15 protein-coding genes are annotated in these 16,996 nt (G+C 67.2%); 4 read left to right on the forward strand and 11 right to left on the reverse strand.

What is annotated here, in order from left to right:
* Positions 1–25: 25 nt before the first annotated feature.
* Together H2037_RS17380 and H2037_RS01575 are read left to right on the forward strand one after the other, a co-directional pair.
* Entirely contained in the window at positions 26–286 is a 261-nt protein-coding gene (locus H2037_RS17380) for an antitoxin Xre/MbcA/ParS toxin-binding domain-containing protein (protein WP_365832792.1), read from the forward strand.
* 61 nt (positions 287–347) lie between these two features.
* On the forward strand, positions 348–3,209 hold the full coding sequence (locus H2037_RS01575; RefSeq protein WP_292116792.1) for an SEC-C metal-binding domain-containing protein: 2,862 nt from the start codon (positions 348–350) through the stop codon (positions 3,207–3,209).
* Positions 3,210–3,263: 54 nt separating this feature from the next.
* Here the strand turns inward: H2037_RS01575 and H2037_RS01580 are convergent, their stop codons facing one another.
* The 10 genes from H2037_RS01580 to H2037_RS01625 form a co-directional block, all read right to left on the reverse strand.
* Positions 3,264–4,841 carry a hypothetical protein gene (locus H2037_RS01580; RefSeq protein ID WP_292116794.1) on the reverse strand — a complete coding sequence of 526 codons (1,578 nt, stop codon included), beginning with the start codon at positions 4,839–4,841 and terminating at the stop codon, positions 3,264–3,266.
* Between the two features lie 421 nt (positions 4,842–5,262).
* Entirely contained in the window at positions 5,263–5,745 is a 483-nt protein-coding gene (locus H2037_RS01585) for a hypothetical protein (protein WP_292116797.1), read from the reverse strand.
* Between the two features lie 86 nt (positions 5,746–5,831).
* Complete coding sequence (locus tag H2037_RS01590) at positions 5,832–7,805, reverse strand: DUF3732 domain-containing protein (protein WP_292116799.1); 1,974 nt, start codon at positions 7,803–7,805, stop codon at positions 5,832–5,834.
* Positions 7,802–8,290 carry a three component ABC system middle component gene (locus H2037_RS01595; RefSeq protein ID WP_292116801.1) on the reverse strand — a complete coding sequence of 163 codons (489 nt, stop codon included), beginning with the start codon at positions 8,288–8,290 and terminating at the stop codon, positions 7,802–7,804. Before H2037_RS01595 ends, H2037_RS01590 begins: the two co-directional genes overlap by 4 nt.
* Entirely contained in the window at positions 8,287–9,483 is a 1,197-nt protein-coding gene (locus tag H2037_RS01600) for an ABC-three component system protein (RefSeq protein ID WP_292116803.1), read from the reverse strand. The genes H2037_RS01595 and H2037_RS01600 overlap by 4 nt, the downstream gene beginning before the upstream one ends.
* 141 nt (positions 9,484–9,624) lie before the next feature.
* Complete coding sequence (locus H2037_RS01605; RefSeq protein ID WP_292116807.1) at positions 9,625–10,776, reverse strand: DUF3800 domain-containing protein; 1,152 nt, start codon at positions 10,774–10,776, stop codon at positions 9,625–9,627.
* 73 nt (positions 10,777–10,849) lie between these two features.
* Positions 10,850–11,434 carry a hypothetical protein gene (locus H2037_RS01610; RefSeq protein WP_292116810.1) on the reverse strand — a complete coding sequence of 195 codons (585 nt, stop codon included), beginning with the start codon at positions 11,432–11,434 and terminating at the stop codon, positions 10,850–10,852.
* A 6-nt stretch (positions 11,435–11,440) separates the two neighbouring features.
* Positions 11,441–11,626, reverse strand: a complete 186-nt coding sequence (locus H2037_RS01615) for a hypothetical protein (protein ID WP_292116812.1) — start codon at positions 11,624–11,626, stop codon at positions 11,441–11,443.
* Between the two features lie 101 nt (positions 11,627–11,727).
* Complete coding sequence (locus H2037_RS01620; RefSeq protein WP_292116814.1) at positions 11,728–12,615, reverse strand: DNA-processing protein DprA; 888 nt, start codon at positions 12,613–12,615, stop codon at positions 11,728–11,730.
* A gap of 230 nt (positions 12,616–12,845) precedes the next feature.
* Positions 12,846–13,967, reverse strand: coding sequence for an SDR family oxidoreductase (locus H2037_RS01625; protein WP_292116817.1), 1,122 nt, complete (start codon positions 13,965–13,967; stop codon positions 12,846–12,848).
* 372 nt (positions 13,968–14,339) lie between these two features.
* On the opposite strand from H2037_RS01625, the gene H2037_RS01630 reads away from it, so the two are divergent.
* Together H2037_RS01630 and H2037_RS01635 are read left to right on the forward strand one after the other, a co-directional pair.
* A complete protein-coding gene (locus H2037_RS01630) occupies positions 14,340–15,299 on the forward strand; it encodes an SDR family NAD(P)-dependent oxidoreductase (RefSeq protein WP_292116820.1) in 960 nt (319 codons plus the stop codon).
* On the forward strand, positions 15,296–15,859 hold the full coding sequence (locus H2037_RS01635) for a TetR/AcrR family transcriptional regulator (protein WP_292116822.1): 564 nt from the start codon (positions 15,296–15,298) through the stop codon (positions 15,857–15,859). Before H2037_RS01630 ends, H2037_RS01635 begins: the two co-directional genes overlap by 4 nt.
* A gap of 136 nt (positions 15,860–15,995) precedes the next feature.
* On the opposite strand, the gene H2037_RS01640 is transcribed toward H2037_RS01635, so the two are convergent.
* The gene (locus H2037_RS01640; RefSeq protein ID WP_292116825.1) at positions 15,996–16,751 is read right to left on the reverse strand and encodes an SDR family NAD(P)-dependent oxidoreductase; all 756 of its coding nucleotides are present in this window, start codon (positions 16,749–16,751) and stop codon (positions 15,996–15,998) included.
* Positions 16,752–16,996 lie beyond the last annotated feature (245 nt).

Genomic DNA, 16,996 nt, shown 5'->3' on the forward strand with positions numbered 1-16,996 from the left:
CCCAACGACCTTGCCGGGAAATTTGATGATCTTCGATCCGCGATCGCCGCTTCCGCACCGCGTCGCGCCTACGACCGGGACAGATGCGGTCGCGACGCGCGAGGCCGGAGACGTTCTGGCCCGCATTCAAGCCTTCGCGGGCGGAGAAGCCGAAGCCCTAGCCTGGTATCATGACCAGCCGATTCCGGCCCTCGGCGGGCGAACGGCGGAAACCTTGGTGAGGATGGGTCAGGGCGCCGCTGTTCGACAGTATCTCGACACCCTCGCGACGGGCGGCTTCGCATGAATCGGTCGCGCCTGACCCTTGCGCCAGCGCCGGCCGAGCCCGGCCGGAGTCTGGAGCGGTCGTGACCATCGCCCCTGATCCGCCCAGCCCCCTCGCGGTTCTTGATCCAGCCCAGCTCGGTCGCATCGAGAACATGCATCGCGGCTTCCTCTATCAGCACCTCTACGCCGTTCAGTGCCTGCTCGCCGCCGCCGCCGCGGGCGCAACTGCCGTCGCCGTCGAAGGCGACGAAGATGTGGAACTGATCTTTCCCGACCGACGCGCCTATCTCCAGGTCAAGCATCGACTGAACCCTCTCGCCGGCTCCGATGTCGATGAGGCGCTCGAACGGTTCGCCGCGCTTCGCAAGGCCCATGCGACGGGCAATCGGGACGGATCATCGCAATTCTTCATCGTCTCGACCTCCGCCCCGAACGCTCCCCTCGCCGCTCGGATGGCCGCGCCGGACTGGCCCGCCGACATCCTCATCCTCTGGCCCGGCTGCGACGTCCAGGGCGACGGCGTCCCGCAACCGCTTCCCTCCCTCCTGGACGCCTTCGCGGCCGCCTGCGGACTGGCCGCGACGCTCCCCTTCGCCATGCTGACGTCGGAGACCCTGGTGTGGAAACTGGCCGGCCTCGTCACCCTGGCCGCGACGGGGCAGGATGAAACCCTGAACCACGTCTTCTACACCTCGACCCTGCCCGCCCTGTTCGAGCAGATGATTCTCCAGCTCCAGGATCTGCCGGCTCCGCCGTCTCCCTACCGGGTGCAGGCCCAGGAGCCCGACTTGACGAGTGAGGACCGCATTCGGCTGATCGTGGGCCATTCTGGAGCGGGCAAGACCTCCTGGGTCGCCCAGGCCGCCCAGCATGCGCCAGGCGCCGTCGTCTATCTGGACGTGATCGACACCCCGGCGCCAAATCTGACCAATACGGTCGCTCGCGAAGTCGCCGGTCGTCTGTTCGGCCGCGGAGGCGGGCGTCTGGGCGAGGTTCTGATTCCCGGAGCCTCGGGTCGGGACATTCTGCTCGGGATCGGCCGGCGCCTCGCCGAGACGAGGACCCAGGCCGTGCTCGTCCTCGACAATGCGCATGTGGTTGGCGCGGACGCCCTCACCTCGCTGGTCCAGGCGACGGCGCCGATGTCGGTGGTCCTCCTCTGTCGGCCTGATCCTGACCTGAACCTGGTGGAGGCCCTCACCGGAGCTCGCCGGGAGGTCCTCGGCGGCTGGTCCCCGGACACGATCGCGGCCGAGGCGCATGATCGGGGTTGTCGCGCGGGCCCGGGGTCGGCTCAGCGTCTTCTCGACCTAACGGGCGGCCTTCCGCTCTACGTCCAGAACGCCATGACGATCGCCGCGGCCGACTACGCCGGCTCGGTCGAGGATTTCTGTCGAGATCTGGCCCTCGCCGCCCAGACGGTCGACACCGCTCAGGAGTTGATCCTGGGGCGTGTCTTCGACGGCTTTGACGCGTCCACTGCCCAGGTCGCCGACCTGCTGTGCCTGAACGATATCCCACTCAAACGCGCGGACCTTCTGGAGTACGTCGCCCTCGCGGTCGGCCGGGAGGGCCCGGACGTGACCGCCGCCCTGCGCAAGCTTCAGGGTGCGGGTCTGCTGCAAACCTTCTCCGGGGATCGGGTCAAAATCCACGACGCCGCCAAGGTGGTCGGCAAGGCGCGGCTCCTCGCCGCCGGGCCCGAGACGATCGGCGCCTACCGTCGCGCGCTTCAGACCGTAATCCTCAAGACGCTTCGGTCAGACTGGAGTTTCGCCAAGCTGGCGCTGTTCCTGCGCCTGACCGGCGACATCGGCGACTACGAGATCCTCGTGGAAATGGCGGCCGACGAGCATTTCCACGAACTCGGCCTGTGGCCCGAAATCGAGGCCTATATCGACAGGGTGGCCGCCGACGTCGCGGTCCCGGCCCGGCAGAGGGTGGTCGCCCTCGACGGTCTGGTCTTCGCTGACCTGAAGTATGGCCCGCCGGACAAGATCATGACGCGGCTCGACCTGATGGATCGGCTCATCGCCGACCACGATCTGGGATGGGAGGAAAACCTTCGCGCCGGCATGAAGCGAATGAGCGCCCTGGCGACGTCGACCGACCGGAAAGGGGCCCGGGCCCAGATCGAACGGCTTGAGCGGGAGATGGCGAAGGCTCCGGAGGACCATCGCCGGATCTTCCGATACAACGCTGCGGTCGCGCGCTTCCAACTCGGCGATCTTGACGCGGCCGAAGACGAGCTCGCCACGATTGTCGGCGAATACTACCGCCTCGTGGGGCTGACGCCGCAGTTGGTGATGGGGCGCAATTCGGACGCCCTGCGGCCCCTGCTGCGCAAGACCGACACCCAGGTCGACGACGTCAAACATCTGGCCGACAGCCTCGACGCACTGGCCAAGGTCAAGGACGCCAAGGGCTCGTTTTCCCCCTTCGTGCGGATCCACGCCCTGAAGTTCTACGAACTCGTCCAGTCCGCCGAGTCCCTGCTGAGGGTCGGACAGGACCTGGTCGATTCATACGTCTGGCATCACGACTTCGCCGGCGCGCGCCAGTTCATGGAATCGACCCTTTTGCCGCAACTCGCCCAGTTCAAACTGGCCGACTACATGGTGACGGTCCGGTCTCACTACGCGGTCGTCCTCGCCTACTGCCGGGCGTTCGACGAGGCGGATCGCGAAATGGCGCGCCTTCAACCCTATGTCCCCGGCCTGCCGCCCCTGCAGCAGAAGGAGCTGCGCGACCAGGCCAGGCTGATCGCCGAACTGCGACGCGACGGTCCGCCGCCCCAACGGCCCATTCCGGCCGGTCTCCCCGACCGCTTCGAGCCGATGCCTGCGCCCGCCGCCGATCTGGCGCCCCGAAACGAAAAGGTCGGGCGCAACGACCCCTGCCCCTGCGGTTCAGGCCGAAAATTCAAGAAGTGCTGCCTCTAGTCGCCTGCGGTCGGCTGCCGAAGGCAAGCCCTCCGACGCGGGCCTGATCACGCGTCACGCGCGTCGGCGGCCGGGCTTCGGAGCCATCTCCACGGCCCGCAAGGCGTCGCGAAGCGTGTGACGATCCACGGTGTAGTCCCAGGGATGCCGACCTTGGCACTGATTGTTCCCGGTGTGCAGAAACCAATCCGCCAGATCTCCGAAACGCGCCTCCGCCGCCTTCTCCAGCTCGGCCCGAACCTCGGCCGCGAGGTCGTCCAGAGCGGCTTGCGCCTTCAATCGGCGCTCGATCTCCGCGAGATCCCGCCAGGCGCGGTCGCGCTCGGCCGGCTCCGTCTCCAGCGCGGCCCGGCGCGGCGCCACCCATCGCTCCCCCTCGCGGCTCCCCATCAAATGGACCGCATGCGCTGCGACCCGGTCGACGAGCTGCAGGCGGGCTTGCCGCTCGGCTTCCGCCTTCTCGGCGGCCGCCGCCGCCTCGCGGGCCTCTCGCCTCTCGACACCACGCTGGACCGCGCCTTGAAGGGGCAGCCCCAGAAAGGCGTCGCCGCTCCAGCGCCCGCTCCACCCGACGGCGGCCTGCAATCGATCAAGGACATCGTCGAACGCATCGAACGCCGCTTCACCGCATAGCCGCTCGAGCGGTCGCCCGAACCCGGGTATTGGCGCGACCTCCCATCGCGCCAGGTCGAAGCCAGCGCGCTCCTCCTCGGTCGCAGCCGCCAGCAGGCCTTCGAGCCGCCGCCTGGACCGCGCAAGCTGTTCAGCCCGCAGGCGCTCGCGGGCCTGCGCCGCCTTGACCGCTTCGCCGAAGACCGGCCGACGTTCCCAGCGATCCGGGTCCATCAGGTGAAGCGGCCCCAGCTTCGTCACGGCCTGGAGATATCGCTTCACAAGCGCCTGGGGGCTGCGGAAGCCCGGGCGGGCGCGAAGGAGCGCCCGATGCGTCTCGACCTCGAGAAGCTCTTTGAATGCGGACCGGACCAGGCCGCTGCGCCGAACCCAGGTCACCGCCGTCACCAAGGAGAATCCCGGCTTGTAATAGTCGTCGATTTGATCGCCGAGGACGTAGCGATGCGCCAGGACGGCCTGCCATTCCTCGGTGGGAACCGAGAAGACCGCGTCGTCGCCGACCTGGACGGCGCACAGCCGCCCCTCGCCGATCGCCCGAAGGGCTGTGATGGCCGCGGAGCCCTCGGCGTGGGAGGGGCGCGCCGGGCCGGCCGCGTCAAGGCCTGAAAGCATCGCCGCCGCCCGGGCGTCCGCCATGGCCTCGGCTTCAGCCTTGAGGACCAGTGTTTCTTGCTCCTGCCGCGCATTGTAGAGCCAAACCCGGGGCGCCGCGCGCAGCACCGCCTCATGGATCGCCTCAAGGGAGCGATGCTTCCACCGTCCAAGGTCGATCTCGATGGCGGCGTGCCGTCCTTTCCGAATGCGGGCGATCTTCTCCGGCCCGCAGCCGTGAGTGACCTTGATCTCGACCAGGAGTTCGTGGACCTGGCCCGTGGCATTCACCTTCCTGAGGACGACATCGGGGGTTAGCCCGTCCATGCGGTATTCGACCTCCACCTCGTCGAAGTTCAGATGGCCCTCCGGAGAGATTTCGCGTTCCGCTCCGCCGTACTCGGCCACGACCGCCGGTAGGGTCAGGGTCAGGGCGGCGGCGAGGGCCGCCTTGGCCTCATAGTGGGCCGATGTTTCCTGCCAGGCCCCGCAGATCCGCGCTCCGGGATGGTGAGCGAAATGTTCGACCCGTCCTTTCGGCCCCTTTCGGGCGATCAGGGGCGAACGGCAATCCGGCGCCGGACACAGAAGATCTTCGTCGAAACCACTGTCGACCGCGCGGACGTGGACGGTGCGCCCGTCGGATTTGCGAAACGCCCAGACGAGGCTCGCGAACGGCGACCCGTATTTCGCATGCGCGCCATCTCTTCGTTTCGCCATCCTGCCCTCGCGCCGCCGATCCTAGAGCCGACTCGCGCCGGCGGCAGAGGCAAAAGCGCCGGCCCTGAAGCGCTTACGTCCGTTTCTGACGTCCCCGATCCCGCTGCGGTCAGCCCGGGGGCAGCGGGAGCCCCTCGAACCCCTGAACGTTGGCGCGTGTGAGATAGACGCGCCATTGCGCTGTCGCCTCGTCGAACACGTCCAGGCTCGTGCGCGCCGTTCCGTCCTCCCCATGGTAGATGAGGACATATTCCTGCGATGTCCCGGTGAAGCCCGGCGTGTGAACAAGCTCCACTGTTCCGCCCAGCCAGTTCTCATCGCGGTACTCGCCGTGCTTGGCGGTATTGGCGATGTCCCGGAACGCCGGTTGCATCGGCACCGCAGCGGCGATCGCCTTCCGGTAAGCGCCCGCGTTCAACCCGCTGCGGCGATCCCGCTGGGTGAGAGCCCGGATCGTCCAGTCTTCCAGCGACTGGGCCGTGATCGCGAAGTCCAGAGCCCCGTAGATGGTGGAGATCAGATCGAACGGCTGAGCCTCACGGGCCGCCTTCAGCCGATTGGCTTCCCACTGGAGCTTGATCCAGATGTGCATCGCCCCGCCCGAAAGGACGAGGAGGCGTTCAGGCGGATTGCCCTTCCCGCCGGAGGATCGGGGTCTGTTCGCCAGGACGAGCTTCCTTAGACCGGCTCGCCGGATGCTGCGCCGGCGTCCGCCTCGTCCGGCCAGTCATCGGGCACGAGGGCCGGCGGCTTGGTCCAGGGCTGCTCGACCAAGGACCGCTGGAACCAGTCGTCCCGCAGGTTGGCATGCTCCGTCACGATAATCTGGAAGCCCGGCGCATCGGTCTCTCCAAAGCGGCGAAGCACCTCGAACAGACGACGAACCGCTTCGAGGTCGGCGTCCGTTTCGGTTTTCTCGATGGATCCGCCAGCGGCCGCATAGACGTTCTCTGACGGGAAATAGACCTGGGTCGGCTGGTCGATGAGAAGAAACCGCGGCAGGGGCTGCTGGGCGCCGACGGCGAACCGATGGAGGGCCAGGAGCGCCGCGAGGTGGTAGGCGAGATGGTTCTCGCCGCCGCCGGTTCGGGGCATGTAGATCGGCCGGCTGGGCCGGTCGATGACGACGGTCAGATTGTGGAGATCCAGCCTCGCGGGGTACTGGCCGAACTCGCCGCCGAGATCGGTGATGTAGCGCGACATATGCATGGCGATGTTGTTCAGCGTCGAGGCCAGCCGCTCGCCGGAGTCGTCCGCCCCAATCCCGCGTTCGAGGTCGTCCGCCCGGGCCTTGAGGCGGCGCTCTTCGGCGACAAGCCGGGCCATTTCCACCTCGGGAACCAGATTTTCGAGAAACAGGCTGACGCGGCCCACCACCCGTGAGGCGGCATTGTTGCGATTGCCCATCTGGGCGATCGCCTCGTTCGAGGCGATGGCGGCCGAGAGCTCGAGCTCCTTGGTCCGGATCTGATCGCCGACCGACTGCAGATCCGACCGCTGCGCGACGAGGTAGGCGTCCAGCGCCGGGCGTTCGCCGCGCACGGCGTTCATCTCGCCTTCGAGGGATTCCAGTTCCGCTAACAGGAGGCCGGCGATCGGACTCGACAGGGCGAGGTTGGCCTCGGCGAAGGGCCATTGCCATTCGCCGGTGTCACGATTGGTGGGTAAGGCTTTAATCGAGGCCAGCCGATCGCGCTGCTCGTTCGCCTCGCTTTGGAACCCTTCGGATCTCTGGGCGAACTGCAGGGCGGCCTCGATCCTGCGCTGGATTTCGCGCCGTCGCTCGCGCAGGCCGTAGAGCTCCGTCTCAATGGCGGCGACCCTTTGCCCGTCGTCCTCGGGAACCGGGGTCGGGCTCCAGGCCAGGGCGCTTCGCAGCAGATCGACCACCGGCTCGCCTGCGCCCCGGTCCGAGGCGAAGATGCCGACGCTCCGGGCCTCCGAAAGCAGACCGAGCGCGCGTTCTTCAGAGGTTTCGACGGCGCCCCTCGCCTGCTCGAGCAGCTTGCCGTTCAGGCGCCGGTCGCGCTGGACGGTCCGGAGCTGCGCTTCGAGCTCGTAGCGGTTGCGCGACGAAACCCCGAGAAGGATCGGCAGGGTGTCCTTGATCGCCTGCGGCTGGTACGGCTCGTTCTGCCGATAGAAGAGCTGATCCTTGTTGGCCACGATCGTCTGCTTCTGGAACAGATAGTAGACGGTGTGTTTGATGTTGGCGTCGTAGCTCTCTCGGCTATGTTCGAGCGGAACCGACGTGCTGTTGTCAGGAATGCCGAGCATGCGCGACAGCAGGGTCTCCACCCCGCTATCGTCGTCGTTGACGAGAAGCTCGTCGAACTCGGGAACATCGATCTCGGAGCCTCGACGCACCATAGCCGTGCTGCAACTCGCACGGCCGGCGCCGGGCGACGGTTTGGCGACCAGAACCTGCTCGCCGGGGAACTGGTAGATGACGGCGAACCAGCTCACCCGATCCCGTATGATGCCCTCCGGGATGTTGAAGCTCGATCGCCCCATGCAGTATTCGATGATCTCGGACAGCGCCGATTTCCCCGTAGAGGAGCGGCCCGTGATCACATTCAGACCATTGAGATGAAAGGCCAGATCGCGCCGACGGCCATCGTAGCTGTAGAGGTGGATCGACTTGATCTTCATGGCCTGATCCCCAGGGTCGAATAGACGGTCGCCCGATCGCCGATCCGGGCGAACTCGCGACCGAGAAACCGCGCCACCCTCTGGCAGGACACCGTTTCGGGTGTGCCGTCGATGGTCTTCTTGACCCCTTCCGGCGTCGTCGTGAGCCGTCCGTCCTCGCTGACGGAGATCACGCCGAGATGCATCAGAAATCCGAGCGCCTCAAAGGCGAAGGGCAGAAGGTCTGTCGTGCGTTTGGAGAAATCGACGAGCATCTGCGGATTGGCCGCGACGATCTTCAGGAAATAGCTGCGATTGGCTTGGGCGAGCGTTTCGCGGGCTTCGCGCTGTAGGCAGAGCGGCAAGACCACCAGGCTGAGGGAGAACGGCATCCCGCGCGGGTCCTCCTCCTCGTAGCCCCGCAACGCCCTGAACAGGATCAGGCCGCAGAAGGCCGGATTGAAGAGATTTCGGATCTCGATGGGGCGCAGGTCCCACCGCTTCATGCGGCGACCCCGAGCAGCTCGCCCAAGCGCCGCATGAAGGCGGGGTTCCAGTGCACCCGGGGCGTGGGCCGGGCGTTGGCGAGGATCTGGAAGGCTCCGCGGACGACATAGGGTTCCGTCACCCGTTCACGGATGCGCAGTTCGCCGGTCTCGAACTCCGCCCATTTGTAGAGCTCGCGACCGGCGGCCTTGAAGGCCGCGTCCTCGCTGGTCTCGGGCAGGGCCTCGAACACGATGTCCCGATAGCGGCTCCATTCCTCGACCAGACGATCCTCGTACTCCTCCATCTCGCCGGAGATCAGAAGGCTCTCCCTGGCCCAGCTCGAGCGCTGTTCGAAGGCCCGGTAGTAGTCGATGATCGCGTGCTGGATGCGATTGGTCGACAGGTCCAGATCCCGAAGCTGCTCGACGAACAGTCGCGTGTCGTTGGCCACGTCGATCTCGCCGTCGGGCAGACGGTTGCGGAAGGTGATCGGGAGGTTGTCGGAACGATATTCCTCGGCGATCGCCGACAGCTTGTCGGAGACTTCCTGTCCCCCGACGGCGGTCGCCCGCTCCCCGGACAGCAGCTTGATCATGAGATCCGTCCACCACCCCTCCAGCCGCTCAAACAGGGGCTGGCGGGCCTCGCGGCGCACCGTCCGGAGATGTCGGTCGAGCACAGCTTGGGGGATTTGCTCCACACGGGGGCTGCCGTCGAAGATGGTGATACGGCGATAAAAGTCGTCGCGCTCAAGATCCGACATCGGCTCCAGCAAGGCGCGGACCTTGTCCGCCGTCTGCGATTGGCTGCGGCCCAGCAAGGTCGCGGCCGTCTCCGCGCGCCTAGCCGCCTCTCCGTTTTCGGAGAAGACGACCAGGGCGGTTCCCTCCCCCAATGTCGCCGTCGTGAACAGGACGAAGTCGGCGTTGCAGGCGACCCGGCCATTGTCCCCATAATAGGTCAGCCAGACCCGCACCGACTTCCAGAAATCGGCGTCCAGATCGGTCAGGCGATCGCCGGCGGCCTTGTGTTTGAGAGAGGCCAAGGACTTGCGGCCGCCCACCTCATCGAACTCCAGGTCGTCGCTCTTTTCAATGTGAAGCGAGGCGCTCTCCGGCAGCGACAGGATTTTGAGCAGCGCCAGACGCGGTTGATAGAGGAACCCGAGGCCGGACTCGGCCGCCGAAAAGATCGACTTCGCCTCCGTCACGCCCTGCCCTCCCATTCAAAGACTCGCCTGTCGCACCCGCAAGCTTCGCCGGGATCATGGATGCAACCTTAGCCCGAAACAACAGGGGTTTGCGAGATAGAGCTCACGCGCCTGTCAGATCGACCACCGGGGCGCCGCTGCTCACCGCCAGGACACGGCAGGGTCTCGCGACGGAACGAGACCGCAGCGCCGGATGTCGCGGTTCGATAGCATCAGGTTCATCCCGATGCCGCGGTGCGCCTGAGGGCCGTCCGCCAGACGTCTGAACACAGCGACAGACCCAGGCGGAGGCGGATGTCCCGCCAGAACATCGCGCACATGACGCATCGCGAACCCGGCCAGGAGATCCGCCACCTGGATGCCGGCCAGGCCGCCCGACGGCACAAAGGCCAGATTTCCGGTCTCACCGAACCGGTAGTCGGCCCGCTCGAAGACGATCTCTTCGCCTTCGCCCGCCAGGCCTTCGGCCGACGCCTTCGCCGAGGCGAGGATGTCGGCGTAGTAGCGCTGCTCATCGTGAAGAATACGAACGCCGTCCAGTCGGCTGTTCCTCAAGCGATTGATGCGGGCGTACAGGCTCGTGAAGGCGGACAGATGCGGCAGGACCCATACCGGTTTGCCGGTATGCCCCGGATCCGGAAGCGGCAGGAAGCGGCGTTGGACTTCCGGCCGGCGCGGCCCCTCCTTCCGGAAATCCTTGAGGCTGTCGAGCGTGATGAACCGCAGCGCCCCCGCGGGCGTGTCTCTCGAGATCGACGGCGGTATCCAGTCGAGGATGGCGCGAAACGCGGCCTTGATGGCGGCCTCGGAGGGCTGGCGACAGGCGTCGAGGAATGCATCGTACACTGCGGTCGGCGCGGCGTCGTGAAGGCATTCGGCCAGTTGCGCACGAAGCCAATAAGCTTTCGGATTCCTGTCCGACGGTCCGACAGGCCGCATCACCAGGGTGCTGGTCATCGTGGCGGCCAGGGTGAACCGCTTGTCCATGACCTCCATCAGGATCGTGGCCTTCACCCTTTCCAGGACGTCGAGTAGATCGGCGACGGCGGCCGGACTGGCGTGACCGGAGGCGGCCTTCAATTCGGCGGCTTGCGGGAACCGCCTTTGGCGGATCGACTCGACGGCTTCGTCGAGGGCGGCCTCCTCGTCGCACCCGACCGCCGCCAGGACGAAGACCGGCTGGTTGCGAAAGTCCAGGGAGGGACCAGCGGTGGCCAAGTCTCCCCCCTGACCGCTCTCGTCCATGTAGTAGGTCAATGGCGCGTCTTCGACCAGGTCGTTGGCGCTGATCATCCTGTGAGACCGGGATACGCCGGGAGGTGCGCTCGCGAGCATCGACCGGCGTCGATCTTGGCACGCTTCAACATCAGATTGCGGGAGTCGGAGACGATGTGGCGGCCGAGGGGGCGGCCCGCTCCGCCTCGGCGAGGAAGGCCGTCATCTCACCACTCAGAGCCTTGATCGTGAACTTCCCCCGGTTCCAGGCCAGGAAACGGCCACGGACGGCGGACATCTCGGCGCGCGCTTGCGCAAGTATCCGCCCCGCACTGTGGAGGCGACGCCGTCTCTCTGACTTCCTCCGGTCGTCGTCCCTCAGGACTTCATCGATCCGGCTGTTGATGGCGAAGACGGCGCTGCGAATGATCGCGATTCTTTCGATCCAGTCCGCTGGAATCCTGGACAGCTCCAGCTCCCTGAAAACCTCGATCATCTCGGCGGCGCGGGCGCCCCGCAAGGCGAACTCGAAAGGTTTGGTGTCGTCAATCAGAGCATCAAGCCGCTCGGTGACGAAATCGAGGGAGTGGCGGGCGAGATGGGCGGCGGCGCGCCCGGCGGCCCTGGAATCCGCCCAGCGCTGGAATGCGACATAGCCGAAGCCCGCCAGCACCGCGAGAACAGCGGCGCCGGCCTGGATGACATCTACGACGGAGGGATCGGGCTCACTGGCCATACGGATCTATCCGCCCGAGGCTTCAGGATAGACGTATTCAAGCAATCCATCCGGCGACACCAGCCGAGCCTGAACCGCCTCCGGACGCCCCTCGACCGCCCGCCGGCACCAGTCCCGCACGCCCTCGATCGGAGCCGGGACGACCTCGTCGATCAGCCTGCCCGTCGCGTCCGTCAGAACAATCCCCCACATGGAACAACGGTCGGCCACGAATCGGCCTGGCGTCAACGCCCGATCACGAGCGCGGGATTGGAGGACGGCCCGTCCGGGTCCAATCTGGCTGAACCGAAGCGTCACCCCAGAGCCGACCAGATATCATCCATGCTGCGGACACGGATCGCGCCTTCTGCGGCGAACCGGGCCGGCCAGGTCAGATCGCCGCGGGTAAAGCAGGAATCGAGAATGAACAGCTTGCGGCCTTGATGCAGGGCGGCGCGCGCCTGTGTCAGGGTGCCGGACGTTTCGCCCGCCTCCACAATGACCGTCCCTTCCGTCAGAGCGCTCATCGTTACGTTGCGCTCGGGGAAGAAGAGCCCGTTTTGGATGGGGTTCTGCCTGCTGTACCGCAGGACGGGCGCCTGCGAGATCAGCAGCTGCTCCGCGGCGATCCGCAGCTGGAGGTCTCGATTGGGCTTCGGATAGAACTGCCCCAAGGGCGTGCCGATGACGGCGATCGTCCGACCGCCGCACGCGAAGGCGGCGGTATGGGCGGCCCGATCAATGCCTTCGGCGAGGCCGGACACCACTGTGAAATCACGTTCGACCAGACCCTTGGCGATCTGCGCCGCCCGCTGCTGGCCCTCTTCGCTCGCCTTGCGACTGCCCACTACGGCGATCGAACGGGTCTCGGTAAGCTCCCAGGCGCCCTGATAGTAGAGCATCTCGACGGGATGGCGCGCGTCCCTCAGCTTTTTCGGATAGTCGCCGGCGTGATTGATCCGGACCCCGAACTGGTGAACGCCCGACGCCTTCAGCCTGGCCAGCACCTCGTCCGCCGCCGCCATGGCGGCAGACGGAGACACCAGATCGGAGGGCATGGCCGACGGATCGCGGGCGAAGCGTTCCGCAAGAGTCTTGAAGGTCGCGCCCTGCTCGAGCCACAAGGCCTCGTAGGCGCCGAGTTCGCGCTTGGGCGATATCGCCGCGATCGCCGGCCCATCCGTCCTGACCGCCAGGTTCACAGAATCGGATTCTCCATCCCGGTGAGAATGCGCCAAGCCTGCAGAGGCATCAACGCGCGATGAGCCCGCAGCATGCTTGGGTCATCCGTCAGAAACGGTCATCCCGGATGCGTCGCGCCATGGCTCTGCAGGTTGGCGGTTGATGACGGTTATAGCATGGCGGCCCGCCGCCGACGAACAGGCGGCGGGACTGTCGTCCTGCGGGCTGACCGTCCGCGTTTGCTCTGCGATCAGTCCGTCTGGCCGAATCTCCCGCCCGCAAGCTGCTCCAGCGCAGCCCACAGCCGCGCCGAGACCTCTGGATCGTCGGCAGCTTCCGGGATCGCGGCCCACCCAGGCAGGCCGCGCAGCTCCAGAGGCCCATTCGGACCGTAATACCCGCCGGCCGCCGCTTGGGCCGAGGCCGCCGCATACAGGGTCGGCAGCGCGCCCTGGGCGGCCGTTTGGAACATGAAGGGCATGTACCGGTGGTTTCGCCCCTCGAGGCTGTCCGGACCCGGGCCGTCCGGGACCAGGTTGGTGCGGGCGATGCCGGGATGGGCCGCAACGGACGAGACGCCCCAGCCTTCAGCGGCGCTGCGCCTCTGCATCTCGAAGGCGAGCATGAGGATGGCCAGTTTGGAGTTGTCGTAGGCCGCGCCGTAGCTGTAGTCGCGCGTCAGCTGCAGGTCGGCGAGGTTGACCGCGCCCAGCATCGCGCGACTGCTCGACACCCAGACGACGCGTGGTGCGCTGCCCTGGCGCAGTAGCGGCAGCAACCGGGCGGTCAGGGCGAAATGACCCAGCACATTGGTGGCGAACACCCGCTCGAACCCGCCGACGCTCACCTCACGGTTTCTCCGCCCCATGACGCCGGCGTTGTTGACGAGAAGATCCAGGTGATCGTGGCCGGCCCGCATCCGGTCCGCAAAGGCGGCGACCGATCGGAGGTCCGAGAGATCCAGCGTCTCGAAGCGGATCGAGGCGCCGGGAACCAGGGCCCTGATCTGACGGACCGCCTCCTCGCCCCGGTCCCGCTTCCGGGATGCGATGGTCACGGCCGCCCCGGCGCGGGCGAGTTCGAGCGCGTCATGAAAGCCCAAGCCACTCCGGTCGCCGACAGGATAGCCGTTGCCGCCCGTCACGACGGCCGTCCGCCCGCGCAGCGAGGGGATGTCCGCCGTCGTCCAGTCGGCGAGCCTGGGCAGGCCCTGCTGACGCGGCGACAGGGGCGGCCGGTTGGCCATGACCGTGACGCCGCCGGCCACGGCGGCGACGCCCAACCCTGCCGCGCCGTAGCGGATCAGCGACCGTCGCGACAGCGCCGACGTCCTGGCCTTGGCGGTTCCGTTCTCTCCCGGTTGCTGCGTCATTCAAGATCCCTTGATTGAAGATTGGGCCTGTCCGGCTCCGGGACATCAGCGGTGCTCCGACGGTCCGATCGGCGCCGATCGCTTCGCCGTGCGACGAAGCCCATCGCCGAGCCCAAGAGGCTGGTGTCCGACCCCAAGACGTCGGTTCAGGCCGTCAGCATGCCGCACGCCCGTTCCGCGCGCGTGCCGAAATCTCGTCCATGTTTGCCCGATCCTCGCTCGGGCAGGCAAAGGGCGCTGCGGAACGACATCGCACACGGCATTTGCCCGATCCCCCGCATTCCTTGCCCGATCCGCCGCACCTTCCGGTCCTGCCCTGTCGGGCGTGCGCCGTGCGTGCAAGTTGACAGCGTCAACCTCGGAGGTACGGACATGCCCACAGTCTTCATCACCGGCGGACACGGCGGCATCGGCCTCGAATGCGCCAGGCGGCTCGTTGCGCAGGGGATCGATCTCATCCTCGCCGGCCGCAGCCCTGAACGCCTCGAACAGGCGGCCGCCGCCCTTCGGTCGGACTCCGGCGTGAAGGTGACCACGGTCGCCCTGGACGTGTCGTCCCTGGTATCGGTCCGGGAGGCCGCTGCGGCGTGCCGTCGGATGATCGACGACGGCGAGACGGGCCGGCTCCAGTCCATTCTTTGCAACGCAGGGGCCACCTTTCGCGGCCCGCCCGCCTACAGCGCGGACGGCTATGAGCTGACCTTCGCGACCAACTACCTCGGCCATTTCCTGCTGGTCCAGCGGCTGCTCGACAGCCTCGAAGAAGACGGCCGGGTCGTGTTCACCGCCAGCGGGACCCACGACCCCGACACCGCCGACGGTCGCTTCATCGGTCGCGCCGTGAGACCGGACGCCCTGGCCCTGGCGAGGACGGGACTGGACGGGGGCGAACCCCTCCCCGGCGGCCGTCGCTATACGACGTCGAAACTGTGCGTCGTGCTGCACGCCTATGAGCTGGACCGTCGCATGAAGGCGGCCGGCCTCGCCCTGTCCTCCATCGCCTACGATCCGGGCGCCATCGCCGAGACCGGTCTGCTCCGGGACCTGCCGGGACCGGCGCGGGCGATGATCGGTTCCCCGCCGGTGCGCTGGCTGATGAAACGCATGGGCCTGACGCTCGGCGATCTGGTCCAATCCGGCCGGGCGCTGGCCGACCTCGCCACCGACCCGACCATCGTCTCGGGCCGCTATTACCAATGGAAGAACGGCGTCCTCAGCCAGAGACGCTCGGCGGAGATGAGCTACGAGCAGGATCTGGCCCGAGCGCTCTGGAAAGACTCTGAGACCCTGACGCACCTCAGCGCGACCGAGGCGCCGGACCGACTGAAGTGACGACCCGCGCCAATCTCATCCAGGCTGCATCGACCCTATTGGACCAGGGCGGCGAAGGGGCCGTCACCCTGCGGGCCGTGGGCCAGGCGGCCGGCGTCTCGCACAACGCCCCCTACAGACATTTCCGCAACCGTGACGCCCTTCTCGCCGATGTCGCCTCGGCCGACCTCGAGACCCTGGGCAGACGCTTCGCGGATATCCGCGGATCAGAGGAGGCGCCCGCCAACCGTCTGCTGAACGCCCTCGGCGTCCTGATCGCGTTCAGCCGCACGCACCCGGCCCGCTATCGCCTGGTCTTCGGCGCGCCGACCCTTGCCCGGGACCACCCCGACCTGCAGGTCAGCAGCGCGGCCTGCCTCGCCGAAATCATCACCCTGGTCGATGACTGCAAGGCCGCGAAGGCCCTGGCCGATGCGCCGACGAAGAGCCTCGCCGCCCTTCTCCTGGCCGCCCTGCACGGCCTCGTGCTTTTGGAAGCCCAGGGCCAGCTGCAAACGGGCAAGGGACTGCCGACCCTCGAAGAGACCATGGCCCTGATGGTCGATCTGTTTTCTCCGTGACCTCCCAGACCAAGGCTGCCGCCGCCAGGCCTGCAACCCGCCGCATGGACGCTGCGGGCCCGCCTCGGCGTCACCGGCGATCTGTCGCCCGGAACCGATCCGCAGCATGGCGCACGACATCGCCGAGCTTCGGCCGTCACCAGGGAATGACGCCGTGGGTGGCGTGGGTGAAGGCGCCGGTCGATTCCTCGTCGGCGCGAAGCAGGGCCAGGCGGACGATCTCCGCGGCGCCCTCCTCCACCGTGTCCGTCCCGCTGAAGCCGGTCAGTCGCGTCCGGGTGTGGCCCGGTGAGACGGCGTTGACCCGGACCCCCTCCGCCTCCAGCTCGATCGCCATGGCCAGGGTCAGACCGTTGAGCGCCGTCTTGGAGACGGCGTAGCCGGCGTCGAAGACCGCCCTGAACGGTGACGCCGGATCCGAATTGATCGTCAGGGAGCCGACGGCGCTGGAGACGTTGATGATCCGCGACCCGGGCGTGTCCCGCAGAAGGGGGACCATGGCCTGATAGACGGCGACCACCCCGAACACGTTCGTGTCCCAGATCGTGCGCATGTCCTGCAGGGGGATCACGCCCGGGCGACCCGCGGCCGCCAGGTCTTCACCCGACTGCGGGCGATCGCTGACACTGGCGATCGCCGCGTTCTGGATCAGGACGTCGAGACGCCCGTACTCCCGACGCACCCGGTCCGCGGCCGCGGCGATCGAGACCGCATCCGTGACGTCGAGCTGGATCGCGAGCGCCGCCGGCCCGACCTCCCGGGCCGCAGCCTCGCCCCGCGCCAGGTCGCGCGACCCGATGAGAACCGTGACGCCGGCGGCGGCGAGATCCCTGGCCGCCTGCAAGCCGATGCCCTGGTTGGCGCCGGTGATCAGTGCGATCGTCTGGGTCATTGTCGGGTCTCCTCATGATCCGCCTTGGCCGCGCGGGTCACGGGCGGGTTGGCCGGTCGCTCACGCCGGCGCCGGGATCGCCATTCTGTCCGAAGCCTCCCCAACCGCCTTGCCGCATCATCCGAAAGGCTTGCCCGAAGCTGCGGACCTCCCCGCGCCGGAGCCCATCTTCCGTCAGAGGCGCCCCGCTCCTGCAGAGCGCCTCAGGCCCAAATTCGGAAAATCGCGCAAGTCTTCGCTTCTTG

This window comes from Brevundimonas sp. (assembly GCF_013912065.1).
GTDB lineage: Bacteria > Pseudomonadota > Alphaproteobacteria > Caulobacterales > Caulobacteraceae > Brevundimonas.

Coding starts and splice junctions, on each gene's coding strand:
- H2037_RS17380 (WP_365832792.1), top strand. CDS start 26: ATGATCTTCGATCCGCGATCGCCGCTTCCGCACCGCGTCGCGCCTACG.
- H2037_RS01585 (WP_292116797.1), bottom strand. CDS start 5,745: ATGCACATCTGGATCAAGCTCCAGTGGGAAGCCAATCGGCTGAAGGCG.
- H2037_RS01590 (WP_292116799.1), bottom strand. CDS start 7,805: ATGAAGATCAAGTCGATCCACCTCTACAGCTACGATGGCCGTCGGCGC.
- H2037_RS01595 (WP_292116801.1), bottom strand. CDS start 8,290: ATGAAGCGGTGGGACCTGCGCCCCATCGAGATCCGAAATCTCTTCAAT.
- H2037_RS01605 (WP_292116807.1), bottom strand. CDS start 10,776: ATGATCAGCGCCAACGACCTGGTCGAAGACGCGCCATTGACCTACTAC.
- H2037_RS01610 (WP_292116810.1), bottom strand. CDS start 11,434: ATGGCCAGTGAGCCCGATCCCTCCGTCGTAGATGTCATCCAGGCCGGC.
- H2037_RS01615 (WP_292116812.1), bottom strand. CDS start 11,626: ATGTGGGGGATTGTTCTGACGGACGCGACGGGCAGGCTGATCGACGAG.
- H2037_RS01625 (WP_292116817.1), bottom strand. CDS start 13,967: ATGACGCAGCAACCGGGAGAGAACGGAACCGCCAAGGCCAGGACGTCG.
- H2037_RS01630 (WP_292116820.1), top strand. CDS start 14,340: ATGCCCACAGTCTTCATCACCGGCGGACACGGCGGCATCGGCCTCGAA.
- H2037_RS01640 (WP_292116825.1), bottom strand. CDS start 16,751: ATGACCCAGACGATCGCACTGATCACCGGCGCCAACCAGGGCATCGGC.